Raw genomic sequence first — 21,361 nt, 5'->3', positions numbered from 1 at the left:
TTATCTTGGGAGGAAATCAAATATGAATAAAAAAATACTATTAGCTTGTAATGCAGGAATGAGTACATCAATTTTAGTTAAAAATATGCAAAATTATGCATTTGAAGAAGATATAAATGTTGAAATCAAGGCTGTTTCAATAAATGAAGCTAAACTTAATGGAAAAAACTGAGATATAGTTTTATTAGGTCCTCAAGTAGGTTATGAACTTGAAGAAATGAAATCATATCTTAATATGCCTGTTTTTGTTATAGAAAAAGAAGATTATGGTAAAGCAAATGGAGAGAAAGTTTTAAAATTTGCTTTAAAAAACTGTAAATAAAAATCACTTCAAAAAGTGATTTTTTTATTGATAAAATTATACTAGTGAGGTAATTTATGAAAAGAAAATTAGGAATATCAATTTATCCAGAACAATCAACTTTTGAAAAGGATAAACAGTATTTAGATTTAGCAAAGAAATTAAACTATGAAGTAGTCTTTACAAGTATTTTGCATTTTGTAGGATCACAAAATGATAAGGAAAAGGCTGAAATGGTTTTAAAATCTTTAAAATATGCAAAGGAAATTGGATTTTATACTATATTAGATGTTGAATATCAGTCAATGGAGCTAATTGGAATTAATGTTAATGATATATCAAAATGTAAAGAATATGGAATTGATTGCTTAAGATTAGATTCACCAAGCTTACCATTTGAAATTGCAAATATTACTCATAACAAGTCGGCAATTGATATACAGTTAAATATGTCAAATAATGATAGTTTAATTGATAATGTAATAGATTTTAAACCAGTAAAAGATAGATTAAGTGGGTGTCACAACTTTTATCCCTTAGAATATACTGGTTTACCTTTTGACTATTTTAGTGAAGCAAATAAAAGATATCTAAAATATAATTTGTCTACTGCAGCTTTTGTAGGAAGCCATCATGGAAATATGACCTCTGCTGTAGGTTGAAAAGAATTACCTACTTTAGAAGAACAAAGAAATCTAAGTATTTCTGAACAAGCAAAGATTTTATTTTATACAAACGAAATTGATACAGTTATAATTGGTAATGCATATGCAACAAAATCTGAGTTGGAAGAACTTGGAAATATTGATAAATATGAAATAACTTTGAATTTAAAACCTATTTATAAAATTAGTAAAATAGAGCAAAATATATTAGAATTTAATCATTTTAGAAGGGGAGATATTACAGAATATTTTATAAGATCAACTTTCTCAAGAGTTGAATTTAAAAATGATTCAATTCCTTCACAAAATGCTAAAAAAATTTATAATAAAGGTGAGGTAGTAATAGTAAATAATAATGACATTAAATATAAGGGAGAGTGTCATATAATTTTAAAAGATAAGTTTGAAGATAAACATAAAAAGTATAATTGAATTGGTACAATAAAAAAAAGTGAGTATAGACTACTTGACTTTATTGGTCCATGAAGTCATTTTAGATTTAGAATTGAGGATTAAAAAATGTTATTAGGCTCATTAAGTACAGGAACATTTTGAACATTGTTTAGTTTTGGTATTTTAGGATTATTACTTGGAATTTTTTCAACTATCTTTTTTATTAGATTTAAAGGAAATAAAAAAGATGAAAAAGATTCCTTTAAAGTTATTACAACTAAGTTCAAAATATTTAGATTTTGACAATATTATGGAATTTTTACCTTAGCAGTTGTAGGTTATTTGATGGCATTAATTTTCTTAGCTATTTGTTTAGGTGAATTAATTTAGCTCAAAAATTTTTCTAAAAATGTAACTTTTTATAGAAAATTGTTGCATTTTTTTTTTTTTTTTGTACTATGGACTTATAAGTAGAAAAGGAAATAAAAAAATGAATAATAAAGGTTTACATCTGACTAATGAAAAAAAGTTAAAGACTAAAAAAGTTAAAGATTCAAACGATTCAAGTAATAGCTGAAGTAAATTTTTAACTATGCTTCAAGAATTGGGAAAAGTACTACAATTCCCAATTGCAGTTTTACCATTTGCAGCTATTTTAAATCGTTTTGGTGCTTTAGGTATTACTTACAGTACTAATATTGATGGTGAAATAACTAATCAAATAGGTTATTGAATTTCATTGATTATTCAAAAGCCAGGTTCAATTCCATTTGATAATCTTGCATTATTATTTGCTATTGGATGTGCTTTTGGATTAGCCAAAGATCATCGGGGTGAGGTTGCTCTTGTAGCTGTAATATTTTATTTATCTATTGCAGCATTAACTGGAGAGGGAACTCTTCCTGAAATGCTTTATGGAAAATTAATGACATTTACTACTAAAGATGGAGATAGTTTTTCAAAATTACTTTATGTGCAGCAAATTAAAGAGGGAAATGTAGTTGGTGGAGTTTATGTTTTAAGTACTGGAGTGCTTGGTGGAATAGTATCTGGTTGTTTATCAGCGTTTCTATATAATAGATTTAAAGATATAAAACTTCCAACTGCTTTATCATTCTTTGGGGGTCGTAGATTTGTACCAATGATAGCACTTGTAGTTACAATTCCGACAGCTTTGGCTTTTGCAATTATTTGACCTTGAATACAATTAGGTTTAATTAGTTTTGGTACAGCAGTTGCTAATCCAGAAAACCCAGCTGTGGCAATACCAGGAACAACAGCTTACTCAGTTTTAAATAGACTATTGTTACCATTTGGTTTACATCAAATTATGAATACATTCTTTTGATTCCAAATGCCAGTTAGTGGAAATATAGTTCAACCAGGTTTTGGTTCAATTCCATCAGTTGGAAATGAATGAGTAACTGAAATGGGAGATATTAATGCATTTGCAAAAGGTATTAGTAACTCAGGATTATTTCAAGCAGGGTTTTTCCCAATAATGATGGGTGGTCTTCCAATGGCAGCTGTTGCCATGATAATGACAGCTGATAAAAATAATAGAAAAGAAATTGCTGGATTCCTTGGAGGAGTTGCTGGGGTTTCATTCTTATCAGGAATTACAGAACCATTAGAATTCTCATTTGTATTTATTGCACCTGTTTTACTTGGAATTCATGCAGGACTTACAGGAATATTTATGGCAATAACTACAGCTATGAAAATACAAATTGGATTTGGATTTAGTGCCGGATTTATTGATTATGCAGCTTCATTACCACAGTCATGAGCATTGTCAAATAATCAAGGTACTATAGTATCTAACCCATTGTGAATCTTAGTACTTACAGCTGCTGCTGGAGCTACTTACTACTTTGTATTCTACTTTGTAATTAAATGAATGAATCTTTCTACACCAGGTAGAAATGTTGAAGCAATATCTGCTAAAGGTAATTTAAATACTTCAAGTAAAGCTTCGACTTCAAAAGAGGCTTCACAAAAGGGAGATAAATATGAAAATATGGCTTTAAAAATTGTTGAAGCCATTGGAAAAGATAATTTTGTAAGTATTGATAATTGTGCAACTAGATTAAGATTAATTTTAAAAGATAATAGTAAAATTGATGATGCCTTAATAAAATCTGCAGGAAGTTATGGAATCAAACGATTAGGAAATGAAAGTTTACAAATTGTTATTGGTCCAGATGTTGAACATGCAGCAAATGCACTGAAAAAAATAGTTGAAATTAAAGAAACAAAAGAAGTTAAAAAATAGTAAAAAAAGAAATGGTTACATTTCTTTTTTTGGAGGAAAATATGGCTTTTAATTTTGAACAAGATACTGATTGAATATTTACTTTTTGCAAAAGTTGTTGAGATTTTAAAAAATTTGTTTTTAAAAATCCAATTAATTTTGAAACAAAGTCTTCTTATAATGGAATTTGTGTGAATTGTAAAAAAGAACAAAGAATAAATTTAAAGGAGGCAAGAGATTATTATGAACATCTTAATGATCATAATAATTAATAGAAATTATGGATAAATTTCCTTGATGAGCTATTTTTATTATTGTTTTATTTCTTATATTAATTTATTTTATTATTCCTTGAAACAAAATAACTAAAAAAGTAAAAGAGAAGGAAGACATAGTAAATAATCCAAAAGAGTTTATAGATTCTGAAGTTGATAAGAAGATAACAGAAGCAAAAGAGAATAGAAATAATAGACCAATGCTTGGGATTTATAATTGATTTGGTAAAAAAGAAGCTTTGAGATTAAGAACAATTGTTTATGTTCAACCAGAAGAAGATAGTTGTGAGTTATGTATTCCTTTTGAAAATACTATTTTATCTTTAGAACAATATGATAATAAATATATTACAATGAGTGAAGCTATTTCAAAAGGATATCATCATATAGGTTGTAAACATATTGATATTGATTATTTTCCTGGTTCAACAGAAATTCCAGATAAAAATATTACAAAAGAAGAGCAAAAAATGAAGCATAATAAAGTTTTAGGGTTATATAAATTGGAAAATGCTATTAGAAATTTAAGGTATGAATATGATAATGTAAAAGCAACTGATGTCTTAAAAAATAAAATTAAAGTCATTTCAGACGAGATTGAAATTTATTGTAAAAAGAATAAGCTTATAAGGAATATTGAAAGAGAAAATCCTAATATAGCTGATATAGATAAATTTAGATAAAAAAATTCAACTAACCTAATTTAGTTGAATTTTTTATTTAACTAATATATTGTCTATATCTATTTGATTAATTGAATTAACATCTTTTGAATCAATTACAATTTCACCATTTTTAAAACAAATGATTCTATTGCAAATTTGTTTTATTTTTTCTAAGTCATGATCAATAATAAAGATATTTTTGTAATTATTTTTTATTTCTTTTATATCATTTAATAATTTATTTTTTCAAGCACTATCAAGAAAATTAAATGTCTCATCTAAAATTAAAATATCTGTTTCAAATAACTGAATAAGCATAAATTTAAAACGCTGCTGTTGTCCTGGAGATAGTTTAGCAAAATAGGATTCTTTAAAAGGAAGTAAATCATAGTTATCAAAAAATTTATTTATATCAATATTTTTCTTATTTAGTTTATTAAACAGAATAACTAAATCTACTAATTTAACAAGTCCAAAATCACTTACTTGTTGTAATATACAATAACTATAATTTTGATCAACCTTAACATTTTTACTATTTTTAAAACTATTTGACAATAGTCTTAGAAATGTAGTTTTACCTGAACCATTTGCACCCATAACTCCAATAATTTCATTTTCCTTTATTTCCAAATCATTAATATTAATTTGAAAAAAGTCTGATATTTTTTTATTCATATTGATTTTCATAAAAACCTCCTATTTTTTAAAAGTAAATATTAGTGCTCTAGACACTAATAATGAATAATTAACTAATATGGCTAATCAAATATATTCATTTGAACTATTAATCATTGATATGTTAATAAGTGGAATTAAGTTAATTATTATTTTTATTAGTTTATTATTTAGACTAAAACTAAGAAATGGCAAAAAATAATCTATTCATGTGAAATACAATAGCATCACTGCTAAAAAAATTAATGATAATTCTTTTTTATCAGGAGAGATTTTAAAAATTAATATTAATATAACAAAAATAGTTATAATTAATGAAAATTGTTTAAAAAAATTATTTATAAAAAAATTAATAATTCCATAGTCATTTAAATAATTTCTATAAAAAATTATAGATCAGAGAAAATAAGTTATTAAGTTAGTTATTGAAATAATAAAACTAGTTAATATATAAGCAAGAATTATTTTTTTAGATTTAATTTTTGAGCTTATTAAATGATTTCAGATTCCGCTTTGATAATCTTTATAAAGATATCAATTAAAAAACATAAAAAATAGAATAAAACTTATATTTATAAATTGACCTCTAATATTTATAAATTCCATTTTCTCTTCAAAACTTATTTCAGCAATAATAAGAGTTGCTATATCAAGAATCAGAAAATAAAAATAAAAAATAAATAAAAACCCAAGTATTAAATATCACTTACTTTTCATTCTTTTAAAATTAAATTTAATTATATCCAACATAAAATCACATCCTAATAAAATTATATTCCTAATAAAATTTTAAAGTTTGAAATATTGTTTAAAACTTTACTTTTAAAGATAAGATTAACTAGGAAATAAAATTTCTTAAATAGATTTATACATAGAGGAATATTAGTATGGAAGAATTAAAATTTTTAGCAATCTTAAAATCAATGGCCAATAAAAGTATTGAAGATATAAACTCATATATTGCAAATTTTATACTAAAAAATCTCAAAATTATTAATGACTATAGTCTTGAAAAAATGGCTTTAGAGACAAATATCTCTAAACCATCCATTATTCGATTTTGTAATAATACTGGTTTATCAGGTTTTAGTGAATTAAAGTTTGAAATTAAAAACTTAGTAAAAAATAATTTGAAATTAAATGATCAATTTAATTTCAAAAAGCAATTAATAGATAATGATGATAAATATCTAAATTATTTAGAGATTAAAAACATGTCTTCTAATATTGTTTTAAAAAGATATCTTTCAAATGAAGATAAAGTAAAAGAACTCTTAGATAAAATATCTAAAGCAAATTCAGTTTATATGTTTGGAATGAATTTAGCTTATAATATATCAAGGAATTTTGCTCAAAGAATTAGATGGTTAAATAAGACTATAATACAAGAAAGAGATTTAAATTCTATAGAGTCCTACGTCCAACAGATTAATAAAAATGATGTTGTATTTATTTTGAGTTTATCTGGAAATAGTAAATATCTAATTGAATTTGCATCAAAGTTAAAAGGCAAGACATATATTTTTGGAATTCTTGGCGATAATGGAGAAATAAAAAAGTATTGTGATAATGTAATTGAAATACCACAGCTTGAAGATAAAATTTGAGACTCATTTTCAATAAGAGGTCAATGTTTAATCCAAATTTTGGACTATATTTATATGGATTTAACAAATCACTTACTTAAGAAGGTACAAGGTAATTAACTAAGGTACAGCATTAACTAGAACTCTTAATTATTTTTTTGCTTTAAGTAATATTAAAGTGAAAGGAATAATAAGTATGAAAAGATTAGGGTTTAAAAATCAAAAAAATATGGAGAAAATTAATACTAAAAAATCAAGAAATAGTTTATTAAATAAATTTCAAAAGTTAGGAAGAACATTTATGCTTCCAATTGCAATGTTGGCTTTTTGTGGAATTTTATTAGGAATTGGTGCTTCACTTACTTCTAATGCAACAATTGTACAAATTCCTTGATTAAAAACTAGAGGTCTATATGATTTTTTTGTTTTATTAAAAACAATTGGAGCAATGGGATTTACTTTTTTGCCATTTATGTTTGCTATGGCTATTCCAATAGGTTTAGCTTCTGATAATCAAGGATCAGCTGCGTTTAGTGGTTTTATTGGTTATGTTACAATTCTTTTTGTTATTAATTTTACTTTAAATGTTTTACCTGAGAATTTAACCTCAGAAGGAACATTTATTGGTAAATCAACACAATCAATTTTGGGCATTAAAACTATGGATATTGGAGTATTAGGAGCTATATTTGTTGGTCTATTAGTATATTGGCTACATGAAAAATTTCAATATATTAGTTTACCAAATGCAATATCATTTTGAGGTGGGACTAGATTTGTTCCAATAATCTCATTGTTAATATTTTCTGCAATAGCAATACCTACAACTTTTATATGACCTTGTTTTAATCAATTAATATATTGAATTGGCTTAGGAGTACAAAAGGTAGACTGATTTGGTCCTTTCTTATATAGATTTACAGAAAGTTTAGTAAGACCCACAGGTATGCATCATGTTATAAATACAATTGTTAGATTTTCAGCTGTTGGAGGAACAATTGTTCTTCCAAGTGGGGAAAAAATTACAGGAGCTTTAAATATTTTTTATAAGGAATTAGAATTAGGATTGCCAATTTCTGCATCGGCAACTAGATTTCTATCTCAAGGATATATGCCTACGGTAATGTTTGGTTTACCAATGGCAGCAATTGCCATATATATTCTTGCAGAAAAGGAACAGAAAAAAATGGTAAAGTCTGTAATAATACCTGGAATTGTTGCAAGTGTTGTAGGGGGAATTACCGAACCCTTAGAATTTCTGTTTCTATTTGTTGCTCCATTGTTATATTTGGTTCATTGTTTTTATATTGGACTAGCATATATGATTGTAGGGTTATTACAAGTAAAAATTGGAAATACGGACGGCAACATTATTGATTTTATTGTTTTTGGATTAATGCAGGGGCTAGTAACTAAATGATACTATATTCTACTAGTTGGTCCAATTTGGGGAGCACTCTATTTCTGAACCTTTTATTTTTATATAAAATATAGAGATGTAAAAATTATTGGTAGAGAAGCATTAAGTGAAGAAGAAAAAATTACTTTAATAAGTAATGAAAAAAATAAAAAAATAGATACTTCAAATGAGGTGGTTGTAAAATATATTGAATTATTAGGGGGAAAAGAAAATATAAAAACTTTAAATAATTGTTATACAAGGTTGCGAATTACTTTAAATAATCCTAAGAATATTTCCCAAGAAGCAGTAAAAGATTTAGGAGCAATAGCAATTAAATATATAGATGATTATAATATTCAAATAATTATTGGTCCAAAAGTTGAGAAACTAAAAAATGAAATTGCAAAATTAATAAGAAACTAGGTGAAAATAATGAATAAAGACTTTAATAGAAAAATTGATAGATCAAAAAACAATGAAAGAAAATGATCTATTGAATACTTAGAAGAAAACTATAAAATTGATTTTTCAAAAAAATTTTATAATCTTTCAATTGCGGACTTAGACTTTCAAACACCAAAACCCATTGTCAAATCAATAATCTCTAGAGCTAAGAAAAAAACTTATAGTTATACTTACACAAAAAGAGAGTCTCTTGAAGCAATTAAAATTTGATATAAAAAAATGCATAATATAATTTTAGAAATTGATTTGATAAAATTAGTTCATGGAACAGTAAATGCAATGTTTGAAGTAGTAAAGTGCTTTACTAAGAAAAATGAATCAGTTTTGATTCAATCACCAATATATCAACCATTTGAAAGATCAATTATTAAAACAAAAAGAAGTGTAATATATAATAATCTAATTTACAAAAATAATAATTATTATATTAATTTTGAAAATTTTGAAAGTCAAATTGTTAAAAATAAAATAAAACTATTTTTATGATGTAATCCTCATAATCCTGGAGGAAGGGTTTGAGAAGAAACAGAAATACTTAAAATTATAGAGATATGTAATAGACATAATGTTCTAATATTTTCTGATGAGGTTCATGGGGATTTGGTCTTAAATCAAAAACATAATTCTTTATGAAATTACTCGTCTCAATTTAATAATTTTATAGTATGTAATTCACCAAATAAAACTTTTAATTTAGGAGGTTTAAAGGGGTCATATATGATTTGTTCTAATAAAAAAATCTTGGAACAAATCTCAAATCAATACGAATCTGATTCCTTAACTTCTTCAAATATCTTTTTTCAACCAGCCTTGGTAAGTGCATATACAAATTCCTATTCTTATAATTGATTACAAACGCTAAAAAGATATATATACTCAAATTATATTTTTCTAACTCAAGAATTATCTAGTTTTAAGAATTTAGAAATTATGCAAATGGAAGCTTCCTATTTAGTTTGAATAAAACTGAAATTAAATTTGGATTTAAAAGAATTAAAACAACAATTTATAGATAATAACTTAATTTTAAGTTATTCAGATGACTTTGCAGATTGTAAAGATATCTGAATTAGATTAAATATAGGTATAAATAAAAGAAATTTAAAAGAGGTAATTAAGAAAATAAAATTAGTATTATTAATTACAAAAGGAGAAAAAAATGAAAATAATTAACACTTTAAAAGCACCCAAGGCAATAGGACCATATTCACAAGCCATATTAACTGAAGAAAACTTTTTATATATTTCTGGACAATTAGGATTAAATCCTGAGACAATGAATTTAGAAGAAAATATTGAATTGCAAACAAAAAGAGCTTTACAAAATATTGATGAGATATTAAAAGAAGCTAATTTTACTAAAAAAAATATAATTAAAACTACAGTATTAATTGAAAATATGGCAAATTTTGATGTAATTAATCATATTTATGCAGACTATTTTGAAGAACATAAACCATCCAGAAGTGCCTTTGAGGTCTCAAAACTGCCTAAAAATGGACTAATTGAAATAGAAGTCATTGCTAAAAAATAAACGGTTTCAGCTAGAATATTATAAATTTTAAAAAAAATTTGAAATTTCAAAAAACTATATTATAATAATTAAGGTTTAAAGAAAGAAGCGCACAGCTCACCGTAATTTGTAAAGAAACGGTATAAAACTTATTTATTATCTATATATAAAATAAATAAATTTTAAGTGTGCTCCTAATCTTTTAACGGCACACTTTTTATTTCGGAGGACAAATGGCAGACAATAAAAAAATAATAACAGATTTTGTAAATAGAGAAATTAGAGCAAAACAAATTTTAATTATTAATGATGATGGGACTAAAAATGGTCCATTAAACAAATTTGAAGCTTTAAAATTAGCAGAAGAAGCAGGTTTAGACCTACTTCAAGTTGGTATGCAAGATAGTAATACAGCTATTGCTAAAATACTTGATTATGGTAAGTTCAAATATGAACAAAAACGTAAACAAAAAGAAAATAAGAAAAATCAAGTTAAAGTTGAAAATAAGGAAATTCGTTTAACTGTAGGAATTGGAGAGCATGATCTAGATACTAAAGCTAGAAAAGCAAGAGAATTCTTATTACAAGGCGATAGAGTTAAAGTATCATTAAAATTTAAGGGTAGAGAGATAACTTTTCAAGAATTTGGTAAAGAAACATTAGATAAATTCTTTACTAAAATTGAAGATATTGCAAAAGTTGAAAAAGAAGCTAAACTAAATACAAGATTCTTAGATATGTATGTAGTGCCAAAAAAAGGTTAATTATAGGAGGAGAGAATTTATGCCAAAAATGAAGACAAAAAGCTCTTTAGCAAAAAGAGTTAAAAAAACTGGTGCAGGTAAATTAAAAAGAGGTAAAGCTTATAGATCTCATTTAGCACAAAATAAATCAACAAAAAGAAAAAGACATTTGAAAAAAGCAACTTTCGTCTCAGCTGGAGATATGAAACGTCTAAAAGGATTATTACAAAATTAGGAGGTAAAACAATATGGCAAGAGTAAAATTTGGTAAAGTAACTAGAGCAAGAAGAAAACGTTGAATTAAAAGAGCAAAAGGTTACTATGGAACAAAAAAAGCAAACTATAAAAAGGCTCATGAACAAGTTGTACGTTCTATGGCTTATGCTTTTGTTGGACGTAAACTTAAAAAACGTGATTTTAGAAAATTATGAATTATTCGTATAAATGCAGCAGTTAGACCATTAGGATTAAGTTATTCAAAATTTATGAATGGTTTAAAAATAGCAGGAATTGATATTAACAGAAAAATGTTATCTGAATTAGCAATTCATGAACCAAAACAATTTGAATCAATCGTAACATCATCTAAAAAAGCTTTAGAAGCTAAAAAATAATATAAATGAGCAAATTTAGCTCATTTTTTTAATTGTGTTAAAATTATAAAGATTAAAAGAGGTAACTTATGGCAAAAATATTAGATAATAATAAAATTGAATTTTCAAAAGAGGATATAATTAGTGCTTGAAATAATTCACCCAAATTAATTAATAGAGATGAAGATAAATTTAGATTGTGTTTTATATGTAAATTTTTTATGGATAAATCAAAATTTGAAAAGGGAGATTTCTCATGAGTGTGTGAATTTATTGATCTTAAAGATTTAAAATTAACATCAGATAATATAATTGCAATTCATCCACAATGTAGAGAATTTAGACATAAGGATGATTGCACAAAAATTGTTAAAAAAATAAAAGCAACACAATGAAGTGCCGCTGATTAGTTAGAAACTCTACTTAAGAGTTTCTTTTTATTTTCTTTTATAATTTAAACCAGTTAAATTTTTTACTTTTGTTAATTTTTTACTTGCTAATTTTCTTGCTTTTTCTGCGCCTTGTTCTAATCAAGAATCTACTAAATCAGAGTTAAATAATTCCTTAAATTTTAGTTGGATTTTTTCTAATAAATCAACAACTACATTTGAAACTTCTTCTTTTAATACTCCATAGTCCTTATTATGAAAAAACTTTTCTGCCTCTTCAATTGAAATATTTTTCAAAGCTGAGTAAATTGTTAATAAGTTACTTACACCTGGTTTTTTTTCAATATCATATTTAATAATATTTTCTGAATCAGTTACAGCAGACTTTATTTTCTTTTTAACTTCATTAATATCATCTAATAGAGCAATAAAACTTTTTGGATTAGCAGCAGATTTTGACATTTTTTTTGTAGGATCTTGTAGATCCATTATTTTTGACCCAACTTTTGGAGTGTAATCTCCCGGAATTGTAAACATTTCTCCAAATTTATTATTCATTCTTTCTGCAATATTTCTTGTTAATTCAATATGTTGCTTTTGATCTTTTCCAACTGGTACAAATTCAGCATCATAAAGTAGAATATCTGCTGCCATTAGTGCTGGATATGTTAGTAAACCAGTAGGGATAAATTCAGTTCCATTTTCAGATTTTACTTTAGTTGATTTATCTTTAAATTGAGTCATTCTTTGTAATTCACCAATTGTTGTATTACATGTAAGAATTCAACCTAGTTGAGTGTGCTCTAAAACATCACTTTGTAAGAAAATTGTTGATTTTTTAGGATCCATTCCACAAGCAAAATATAAAGTGACCATTTCTTTTATATTTTTTCTTAAGGTTTCTTTATCAATTGGGGTAGTTATTCCATGCAGATTAGCTACAAATACATACATTTCAAATTCATCTTGTAATGCTACAAAATTTTTCATAGCTCCAATATAGTTTCCTAATGTCATTTTTCCTGTAGTGGTTATACCAGACAACATTCTCTTTTTAGTCATGATTCTTTGCTCCTTGATTTACATTTAATATTATACAATCTTTATATATTTTTCTTCCAAAAATAAGTAAAATTAATAATAGTTTAGAGGTGAAATAATGCTTTCATTTAGTATTATAAAAAATGATTATAAATCAACAGAAGAAGTTGTTTTTCATTTAAAAGAAAAGTTAGAGTCAAGAGGATGAATTTATAATGAAAAGTTACCTAATTATATCTTTATATTTGGAGGAGATGGAACTTTTCTAAAGGCTGTTTCTAAATATAAAGAGCAAATAAAAGATGTTAAATTTGTGCCCTTTAAGTCAGGGGGAATTGGTTTCTACACTAATAAAAATAGAGTTGAAAACTTAGACGCTACAATAGATTCAATTGAGAAAAATAATTTTAGTTTAAGTAATTTTGAATTATTAGAAATTAAAACAAAATCTCAAAATTTAATTGCTGCAAATGAGGTTAAAATTCTTAATGAAAAAACACCATTGTATGTTGAAATTTATATAAATAATGAATTTCTAGAAAAATTTCATGGAACTGGACTTGTTGTTTCTACTTCTAATGGAAGTAGTGGTTATATGAAATCAGCTGGTGGAGCAGTGATTTTATCAAGAAATAGTCAAATGTATCAATTGCAAGAATTAGTTCCTGTAAGTACTAATAAATTTAGAACATTGAATGCACCTTTAATTTTAAATGATCAATATATTTTAAAATTAAAATTTGAAGATAAATCAAATGAGATAATGATAATTGATACTGTTGAATATCCAGTTAATGATTTAGAAATTGAAATAAGACCTTCAAAAATAAATATAAAAGTAGTAACTGATATTAGTAATTCTAAAAATACAAGTAAAATTCAAATTTTGAGAGATATTTTTATTAAAGATAAGGAGATAATTGAATAATGAATAATATTCTATATATTGTTATTGCCATTTTATTTATTATTTGTTTCATTTCTTTATTTCTTTACTTTTCAACATTAAGTATGTTAAGAAAAAGAAAAGAAAAGTTTGGAATAAACTCAATTGAAAAAGGCTGAACTATTTATGAAAAAATTTTAAATGAAATAGGTACTATTCAAAATATTGATAGTATTAATAATGACAAGATTTTAATTTTATCAAAGCACTTAGTAAATACAAATAATCTAAAAAAACTAAAAATTAAGGCAGAACTTGAAGGAAAAACATTAAGTTTAACTTCAAAAGAATTTTCGATTAAGTTATTTTTAAAAAAATTAGAAGAGGAATTAAAAAATAAGATAGACTAATTATCTTATTTTTCTTTTATACTTATAAATTCCACCATCAAGTGTTTTTGCATTATAGCCATTTTCTGATAAAAATCTAGCAACTTCACCACTTCTATTTCCTGCATTACACACAGTCACAATTGGCTTATTCTCAGGATTTTTTTCTTTTAAAATGGTTTCAAATTTTTTTATAAATTCCTCAATATGCACGTTTATTGCTCAATCAAAATGAGGTAAAGTCTTAAATTCCATTTCTGTTCTAACATCTAAAGTGAAATATTTATCGTAATTTAATGAATAATCTTCTACTGAAATATACATATAAATTTCTTCCTCTCTCATTAAGATTTTATTCTTTTATTTAAAAAAACTTTACTTTAACTATAAATAAATTATAATTAAATAGAATTCAATTCTGGTTAACGTTTATTAAAAAAATTAAACAAAATAATAAGAAGAAATTAAAAAAATAAGGAGAAAAAATATGGCAGATATTAAATTTATGGCTCTTGGTGGTCAAGACGAAAGAGGAAAAAATATTTTTGTTATTAGTGTTAACGATAGTTTATATATTTTTGATGCAGGAATTAAGTTTCCAGAAAGAAGTGTATTAGGAATTGATGTAATAATTCCCAATTTTGACTTTTTAAAAGCAAATTCAAAAAAAATTAAAGGAATTTTTCTTTCAAATCCAAGCTCAAATAATTCAGGAGCAATTAGTTACATTTTAAGAGAAATAGACGTACCAGTTTATTGCAATGAACTTACAACAACAATTTTAAAATATAGAAATTTAAAATACAGAATTAAAAATAGAGAAAATAATTTTAAAATTATTAATGATAAAGATATCATTAATTTTGGTGATGTAAAAATAGAAGCTTTTAGAACAACAGCTGCATTTCCAGAATCATATGGTTTTGCAATTCATACACAAGATGGTGTAATTGTATATGCAGGTGATTATATTATTGATGGAAATGAACAATCATATTTCTCAACAGATATGAATCACTTAAACCAAATTGCTCAAAAGGGTGTTTTGGCATTAATAAGTGACGCAGAATATGCATCAAGGATTGGATATACAGTTCCAAATCATAGAATTGAAAAATTCATTGCAGCGCCAATGAAAGATAAAAAAAGACGTTTAATTTTAGGAATGTTTGAAGAAGATGTTTTTAAATTATTTGAAATAATAAAACAAGCAAAGGCAAATGATAGAAAAATAGCAATTTATGGAAAAACAATTACTAAGGTTGTTGAATCAAAAGTAATCCAAGAGAGTTTACAAATTACTGAAAAAGATATTATATCTATTGAAGACTTTATGAAATCTCAAGATGGTATTTTGCTTTTAACTGGAGCAGGAGATCTTCTATATGCAAGACTTGCAAAAATAGCTGCGGGAAATGATGATAAGGTTGAATTTACAGAAAATGATACTATTATACTAGCAACTCCGCCAGCAGCTGGGGTAGAAAAAAGACATGCTGAAATTTTAGATGAATTATCAAGAACAAATGCAAAATTAATATCATTAAGTGATAAAAATATTTGATCTATGAGAGCAAGTTATGAAGATATAAAATTGATGACAAGAATAATGAAACCAAAATCTTTTATTCCAATTAAAGGTTTATATAAAGATTTTTTAAGTGCTGAAAGAGCAGCAATCGAAGCTGGAGTGGAAAAGAAAAATATACAACTAATTAATAATGGACAAATTTTAAAAATTAGTGATGGTGGAAAATTAGTTATTGGTTCTGATTCAATAAAAACAGCCGATGTAAATGTTGATGGAATTGGTGTTGGTGATATTGGAGCAGTTGTTTTAAATGAAAGAAAACAACTTGCAACTGATGGTGCAGTTATAATCGGTGCAAATGTAAATAGTAAAACAAAAGAATTGATATCATTAATAGATATTCAAATGAGAGGTGTTATTTACATTACTGATGAAAATCCTATTTTTAAATTAATGCAAAAGCAAATAATTGATATTTTAGAGAAATATAAAAATGAGGCAAAAACAAAACCTGCTAGTTTTGATTTAAATGCAATTAAAAAGGAAATTGTTTCAAGAATTAGAAGTACTTTGAAACAAGAAACTGGAAAGCAACCAATTGTTTTAGTAATCATTAATGAATTAGATGGTTCATTCTTTGAACCAAAAATGACTAAATCAAAAAACTCATAGTCTCTATGAGTTTTTATTAATTGAATGTAAAAAAAGGTTAAAATATATTAAAATTATATGGTAAGGGCAAAAATAAGGTGAAATGATGAATAATAACAAAGGGCTAAATAATCATAACGATAATGATCGTACAAGGGCTTTTTCTATTCAAAAAAAACAAAGAAAAAATGACTCAATTTCTTGAATAGTTGGAGCTTTAGTATTATTTTTTTTAAATTTAATGTCACTGGGAAGAATTACAATAGTAGGTCAATTCTTCGATGATGTAATTTTTAATTTGCCATTTGGATGATTTAAATATTTTTTATACTCTTTATTTTTCTTACTAGACTTTTCAATTTATTTTGGAATAAAATTTAAACCTAAAAAGAGGTTTATAGCTATGATTTTTTTAACTTGGATTTGCTTATGTTGAATTATTAGTGCAATTTTATTTATTGTTGCTTATCATGTAAAAACACAAGATTTTATAGTAAAAGATATATGGTCAGGAACAATACTAAAAGACTCATTGAATTCTTATTTAACTAATTGAAAAAATAACTCTATTTGAGGTGAAAATAGTGGAACAATTTGAATAGCAGACCCAAGTACATACTTTACAACTTGATCTGGTGGAGGATTAATAGGAACTTTTCTTTCTGGAATATTTGCATACACATCAATATATGTTGGTTTAATTATTGCTATTTTATTTCTTGCTTTAGATATGATATGAATTTTTACTGGAGATCCTTTCTTTTTCTTAAAACCAAAGCATAAGCGTAGAGGCAAAAGATTAAGAATTCTTTCCCTTAAAAATACTCAAAGTGTAAATTATTCAGCTTCAGAAAAACCTAAAAGAGAAAGTAATGGAAGAGGGATTTTAAATATTTTGAATATTCAAAATGACGAGACTTTTGATGAAAGAATAATTTTGTCTTCATCAAAAGAATCAGATATTACAATTGAGCTTCCAAGTTTTAATAGAAACTATGAAAATAATATTTATGAAGAAGTAAATACTGATTTTTACAATGATGATTTTTCTAATGTAAATTTAGAAAGTTATAATTCAAATCAAAATTATAAAGAGCAATATGTTAATCCAAATCAAAATCAAAATTTAACTCAAAACCCAAATCAGAATAGGGTAGTTGATTATAATTTAGATCAAAAAATTAATGAAGCTAGAAGACAAGCTGAAAATTTAGTTAGAGAAGAACATAATTATATTCCAAGAAGAGAAAAAGATTATAGTTATGATTCTCTTCCATATGATACAAAATATGGTCAAGTATCAACTGAAAAAGCAAGAGAAGAATTAGCTAAAGAAACAAATATAACTCCTTTTGGTGCAAATGGAAAGACACTTGAATTAGTACAATCAAGAAATAGAAAAAATTCAACTAAAATTGAAGAAGTTCAATCAGGTCAAATTACACTAGATCATTTTATTAGTGAAACTAAAAAAGAAAAAGAAGAAGAGAAAAAAATGATTGAAGATTATGGTGACTATACTTCACCAATGCAAGAGAACGTTTCAAGAAATATTTTACATTCTTCATCATCATATCAATCAGCAAATAAAGTTAACCAAACTATGGAAGTTAATAAAAATAAAGCAGTTGAAAAGGAACAATTTGTAAACCATTCATATCAATTGCCATCAATTGATATTTTAAAAGTACATGTTGTGAATTTAAAAGACCAAGAAGAAATTACTAATTCAGCCAAACAAAAGGCGGAAAGCATTAATGAAACATTTAAACAGTTCGGTGTAAAAGCAAGTGTAAAAAATATGAGCATTGGGCCTAGTGTAGTTAAATTTGAAGTACAACCTGAACCAGGAACAAAAGTTAATAGTATTACTTCATTGGAAAACGATTTAAAATTGGCACTTGCAAGTCAAAATGTTAGAATTGAAGCTCCAATTCAAGGAAAAGCTGCCGTGGGTATTGAAATCCCAAATGATAAACCAGAAGCAGTTCCAATGAGAGGTGTTATTGAAAATACACCAATTGTAAAAATGGGAAATAAGTTATTATTTGCTATTGGTAAAACAGTTACTGGAGATTTACTATTTGGTGAATTAGATAAAATGCCTCATTTACTTGTTGCTGGTTCTACAGGTAGTGGTAAATCAGTTATGATAAATGGAATAATTTCTTCAATCTTAATGAGAGCAAAACCGCATGAAGTTAAGTTCTTAATGATTGACCCTAAAAAAGTTGAACTTTCAGTTTACTCTTCAATTCCACATTTACTTGCACCAGTTATTAGTGATATGAATATTGCAAATAGTGCTTTGAAAAAAGTTATAAATGAAATGGAAAGAAGATATGCATTATTTACAACATATGGGGTTAAGAATATAGCAGGATTTAATGCTAAACAAAAAACAGATTCAACTAAGTTACCTTATTATGTAATTATTATTGATGAACTTGCTGATTTAATGATGACATCAAATAAAAAAGATGTAGAAGATTCAATTATGAGACTTACACAATTGTCAAGGGCTGCAGGAATTCACTTAATTGTAGCTACTCAAAGACCATCAACTGATGTTATTACAGGTGTTATTAAATCAAATATACCTGTAAGATTAGCCTTTTCAGTTGCTTCATCAATTGATTCAAGAACAATACTAGACTCAAATGGAGCTGAAAAATTAATTGGTAAAGGAGATTTACTTTATACAATTCCAGGAAGTACATCCCTTGTAAGAGCTCAAGGAGCTTACATTAGCGATGATGAAATTGAGAAATTGGTAAAACATTGTTCAAGTCAACAACAACAGATTTTTGACACAGAATTTTTAAAGGCAGAGGCAGAGGAACCAAGTTTTACAGTTAATCTTGGAGCTGGTCAGGACTCAATGTTTGATGAAATTAAAGATTATGTAATTAGAACACAAAAAGCTTCTACAAGCTTAATCCAAAGAAAATTTAATATTGGTTATAACCGTGCTGCAAGAATTATTGACGAACTTGAAGAAAGCGGTATCATTGGACCTCAAAATGGTTCAAAACCAAGAGATGTTTATATTCAAAATGAAGATGTATATTAAAATCAGCAAATTAGTTTTGCTGATTTTAATTTATTTAACTATATATAATTATATTTGAGGTGAGATTTATGGAAAACATAGTTAAAAATTTACCAGAGAAATCTGGTTGTTATTTGTATAAAAATAAAAAAGATCAAGTAATCTATGTTGGAAAAGCCAAAAATCTTAAAAAAAGAGTTGCAAGTTATTTTAATAAGGCTCATAATTTTAAAACAACACAACTTGTTAGAGATATATTTGATATTGAAACTATAGTTACTGATAATGAAAAGGAATCTTTAATTTTAGAGCAAAACCTAATAAAAAAATATCGTCCAAGATATAATATTGTTTTAAATGATGATAAAAAATATCCTTATATTGCTATTACAAAAGAACATGATCCAATTTATGTATATACTAGAAATTTTGATAATAAAAATCAAATATCTTTTGGACCACTTCCAGACGGAACTAGTGCTAGAAATATTTTAAAAACACTAGAAAGAATTTATCCCTTAAGACGATGTAAAGGAAATTTGGGTAAACCATGTATTCACTTTCATATTGACCAATGTTCTGGTGCTTGCTTTAAGGATGTTGAAAAAGAATATTATCAAGAGCAAATAACAAAAGTTAAAAATTTTTTTAATAGAACAAACAATGATTTCAAAAATAAGCTAGAAGAAAAAATGATTGTTGCTTCAAATAATCTTCAATTTGAAGAAGCACAAAGAATAAAAGATATTATAGCTCATTTAAATTTTTCAATTGTAGAACAATTTGTTGATATTAATGATAATTTAAATCGTGATGTTTTTAATTATTTTGAATCAGAAGAGTACATCTGTTTTGTTGTTTTATTTTATAGAAGTGGAAAATTAATTTTAAAAGACCAATTAATTATTAAAAATAGTGTAGAGGATTTAGTATCTCTATTTGAAAATTTTATTATGCAAATATACTTAAAAAATATGCTCCCTGATTATATTATTCTTCCTAAAATATTGGAACATACAAGCCTAAAATTTTTATTTCAAGAAAAAATAACTTATGGAAATGATGAAACTAGTTTAAAAATATTGGAACTAGCTAGAAATAATGCTAGGGAATATATTAGACAACAAGAAATCTACAAAAATCAAAAATCAATGAGTAATGAAGAATTACTTGATAATTTACAAAAAACTCTAAAGCTTCCAAATTATCCATATCATATTGAAATGTTTGATGTAGCCAATATCTTAGATGAATTTGTAACTGGTGCTATGGTTGTTTTTAAAGGAGCACAACCAAGTTTTAATGACTTTAGAAAGTATAATATTATAATTGATGAAAAAGGTGACTTTCAAAGAATGCAAAATATGATTTATCGAAGATATCAAAGGGAAATCGGTGAAGAAAAAGGTTTACCAGATTTAATAATAATGGATGGAGGTAAAATTCAAGTAAATGCTGCTAGGTCGCAATTAGAACTATTAGATTTAAATATTCCAATAATTGGACTTGTTAAAAATGATAAACATAGGACTGAATATATTTTGAACTATGATATGCAAGAAGTATATTTAGATAAATCTCAAGAGGTTTTTAAATTCTTAGAATTAATTCAAAATAGAGTGCATAATTATGCTATTGCTGGTTTTAGGAAGAAACATAATAAATCATTTACAAGAGATGAATTAGCTACAATAAAAGGCATTGGAGAGAAAATGATTCAAAAAATAAATAGTCAATTTCCTTCTAGAATAGACTTTTATAATGCCAGTTTTGAAGAAATAAAGAGTATTGTTAAAAAGGATGAAATTGTTTTAAATATTAAGGAAATAAAAAAACAATTAGATATTAAAAAATAGAATAATATAGTCATTTTTATAATAAAAAAATGT

23 protein-coding genes are annotated in these 21,361 nt (G+C 25.5%); 19 read left to right on the top strand and 4 right to left on the bottom strand.

Going from position 1 to position 21,361, the window contains the following annotated elements; translation table 4 throughout:
* Positions 1-22: 22 nt before the first annotated feature.
* The 6 genes from AAHM84_RS03505 to AAHM84_RS03480 all read left to right on the top strand — a co-directional run bounded on the left by AAHM84_RS03505 (position 23) and on the right by AAHM84_RS03480 (position 4,571).
* Entirely contained in the window at positions 23-322 is a 300-nt protein-coding gene (locus tag AAHM84_RS03505) for a PTS sugar transporter subunit IIB (protein WP_053945887.1), read from the top strand.
* Positions 323-378: 56 nt separating this feature from the next.
* Entirely contained in the window at positions 379-1,482 is a 1,104-nt protein-coding gene (locus AAHM84_RS03500) for a MupG family TIM beta-alpha barrel fold protein (RefSeq protein WP_342258550.1), read from the top strand.
* Positions 1,483-1,485: 3 nt separating this feature from the next.
* The gene (locus tag AAHM84_RS03495; protein ID WP_339029617.1) at positions 1,486-1,749 is read left to right on the top strand and encodes a hypothetical protein; all 264 of its coding nucleotides are present in this window, start codon (positions 1,486-1,488) and stop codon (positions 1,747-1,749) included.
* A gap of 100 nt (positions 1,750-1,849) precedes the next feature.
* Positions 1,850-3,634 (top strand): PTS transporter subunit EIIC, encoded by a 1,785-nt coding sequence (locus AAHM84_RS03490; protein WP_342258549.1) that lies wholly within the window; start codon positions 1,850-1,852, stop codon positions 3,632-3,634.
* A 41-nt stretch (positions 3,635-3,675) separates the two neighbouring features.
* Entirely contained in the window at positions 3,676-3,885 is a 210-nt protein-coding gene (locus tag AAHM84_RS03485; protein ID WP_342258548.1) for a hypothetical protein, read from the top strand.
* An 8-nt stretch (positions 3,886-3,893) separates the two neighbouring features.
* Positions 3,894-4,571, top strand: coding sequence for a hypothetical protein (locus tag AAHM84_RS03480; protein WP_342258547.1), 678 nt, complete (start codon positions 3,894-3,896; stop codon positions 4,569-4,571).
* A gap of 33 nt (positions 4,572-4,604) precedes the next feature.
* Here the strand turns inward: AAHM84_RS03480 and AAHM84_RS03475 are convergent, their stop codons facing one another.
* Both AAHM84_RS03475 and AAHM84_RS03470 read right to left on the bottom strand, forming a co-directional pair.
* Positions 4,605-5,243 carry an ATP-binding cassette domain-containing protein gene (locus tag AAHM84_RS03475; protein ID WP_342258546.1) on the bottom strand — a complete coding sequence of 213 codons (639 nt, stop codon included), beginning with the start codon at positions 5,241-5,243 and terminating at the stop codon, positions 4,605-4,607.
* Between the two features lie 9 nt (positions 5,244-5,252).
* On the bottom strand, positions 5,253-5,981 hold the full coding sequence (locus AAHM84_RS03470; protein ID WP_342258545.1) for a hypothetical protein: 729 nt from the start codon (positions 5,979-5,981) through the stop codon (positions 5,253-5,255).
* Between the two features lie 137 nt (positions 5,982-6,118).
* Between AAHM84_RS03470 and AAHM84_RS03465 the strand changes: the two genes are divergently transcribed.
* From AAHM84_RS03465 to AAHM84_RS03430, 8 genes are all read left to right on the top strand, one after another.
* Positions 6,119-6,937, top strand: coding sequence for a MurR/RpiR family transcriptional regulator (locus tag AAHM84_RS03465; RefSeq protein ID WP_342258544.1), 819 nt, complete (start codon positions 6,119-6,121; stop codon positions 6,935-6,937).
* 76 nt (positions 6,938-7,013) lie between these two features.
* Entirely contained in the window at positions 7,014-8,642 is a 1,629-nt protein-coding gene (locus AAHM84_RS03460; protein ID WP_342258543.1) for a PTS transporter subunit EIIC, read from the top strand.
* Positions 8,643-8,651: 9 nt separating this feature from the next.
* Complete coding sequence (locus AAHM84_RS03455) at positions 8,652-9,857, top strand: MalY/PatB family protein (protein ID WP_342258542.1); 1,206 nt, start codon at positions 8,652-8,654, stop codon at positions 9,855-9,857.
* Positions 9,844-10,218: a Rid family detoxifying hydrolase gene (locus AAHM84_RS03450; protein ID WP_342258541.1), complete on the top strand. Its 375-nt coding sequence runs from the start codon at positions 9,844-9,846 to the stop codon at positions 10,216-10,218. The genes AAHM84_RS03455 and AAHM84_RS03450 overlap by 14 nt, the downstream gene beginning before the upstream one ends.
* A 212-nt stretch (positions 10,219-10,430) precedes the next feature.
* Positions 10,431-10,961 (top strand): translation initiation factor IF-3, encoded by a 531-nt coding sequence (gene infC / locus AAHM84_RS03445; RefSeq protein WP_053945899.1) that lies wholly within the window; start codon positions 10,431-10,433, stop codon positions 10,959-10,961.
* Positions 10,962-10,980: 19 nt separating this feature from the next.
* Positions 10,981-11,175 (top strand): 50S ribosomal protein L35, encoded by a 195-nt coding sequence (gene rpmI / locus AAHM84_RS03440; RefSeq protein ID WP_339029598.1) that lies wholly within the window; start codon positions 10,981-10,983, stop codon positions 11,173-11,175.
* 13 nt (positions 11,176-11,188) lie between these two features.
* Positions 11,189-11,554: a 50S ribosomal protein L20 gene (gene rplT / locus AAHM84_RS03435; RefSeq protein ID WP_342258540.1), complete on the top strand. Its 366-nt coding sequence runs from the start codon at positions 11,189-11,191 to the stop codon at positions 11,552-11,554.
* A 68-nt stretch (positions 11,555-11,622) separates the two neighbouring features.
* Positions 11,623-11,943 (top strand): hypothetical protein, encoded by a 321-nt coding sequence (locus tag AAHM84_RS03430; RefSeq protein WP_342258539.1) that lies wholly within the window; start codon positions 11,623-11,625, stop codon positions 11,941-11,943.
* 27 nt (positions 11,944-11,970) lie between these two features.
* Here AAHM84_RS03430 and trpS read toward each other — a convergent pair whose 3' ends face one another.
* The gene (gene trpS / locus AAHM84_RS03425) at positions 11,971-12,984 is read right to left on the bottom strand and encodes a tryptophan--tRNA ligase (protein WP_339029593.1); all 1,014 of its coding nucleotides are present in this window, start codon (positions 12,982-12,984) and stop codon (positions 11,971-11,973) included.
* A 97-nt stretch (positions 12,985-13,081) separates the two neighbouring features.
* On the opposite strand from trpS, the gene AAHM84_RS03420 reads away from it, so the two are divergent.
* On the top strand, positions 13,082-13,891 hold the full coding sequence (locus AAHM84_RS03420; RefSeq protein ID WP_342258538.1) for a hypothetical protein: 810 nt from the start codon (positions 13,082-13,084) through the stop codon (positions 13,889-13,891).
* On the top strand, positions 13,891-14,259 hold the full coding sequence (locus AAHM84_RS03415; protein WP_342258537.1) for a hypothetical protein: 369 nt from the start codon (positions 13,891-13,893) through the stop codon (positions 14,257-14,259). The genes AAHM84_RS03420 and AAHM84_RS03415 overlap by 1 nt, the downstream gene beginning before the upstream one ends.
* Here AAHM84_RS03415 and AAHM84_RS03410 read toward each other — a convergent pair whose 3' ends face one another.
* The gene (locus AAHM84_RS03410) at positions 14,260-14,562 is read right to left on the bottom strand and encodes a rhodanese-like domain-containing protein (RefSeq protein ID WP_342258536.1); all 303 of its coding nucleotides are present in this window, start codon (positions 14,560-14,562) and stop codon (positions 14,260-14,262) included. It abuts the gene before it with no gap.
* Between the two features lie 163 nt (positions 14,563-14,725).
* On the opposite strand from AAHM84_RS03410, the gene AAHM84_RS03405 reads away from it, so the two are divergent.
* The 3 genes from AAHM84_RS03405 to uvrC all read left to right on the top strand — a co-directional run bounded on the left by AAHM84_RS03405 (position 14,726) and on the right by uvrC (position 21,328).
* Complete coding sequence (locus tag AAHM84_RS03405; RefSeq protein WP_342258535.1) at positions 14,726-16,441, top strand: ribonuclease J; 1,716 nt, start codon at positions 14,726-14,728, stop codon at positions 16,439-16,441.
* 85 nt (positions 16,442-16,526) lie between these two features.
* A complete protein-coding gene (locus AAHM84_RS03400) occupies positions 16,527-19,493 on the top strand; it encodes a DNA translocase FtsK (RefSeq protein ID WP_342258534.1) in 2,967 nt (988 codons plus the stop codon).
* Between the two features lie 68 nt (positions 19,494-19,561).
* Complete coding sequence (gene uvrC / locus AAHM84_RS03395) at positions 19,562-21,328, top strand: excinuclease ABC subunit UvrC (RefSeq protein ID WP_342258533.1); 1,767 nt, start codon at positions 19,562-19,564, stop codon at positions 21,326-21,328.
* The last annotated feature ends 33 nt before the right edge of the window (positions 21,329-21,361 follow it).

This window comes from Spiroplasma endosymbiont of Dioctria linearis (assembly GCF_964030865.1).
Taxonomy (GTDB): domain Bacteria; phylum Bacillota_I; class Bacilli_A; order Mycoplasmatales; family Mycoplasmataceae; genus Spiroplasma_A.
Note: the sequence above shows the minus strand (reverse complement) of the source record. Positions and strands in the feature narration are given on the sequence as shown.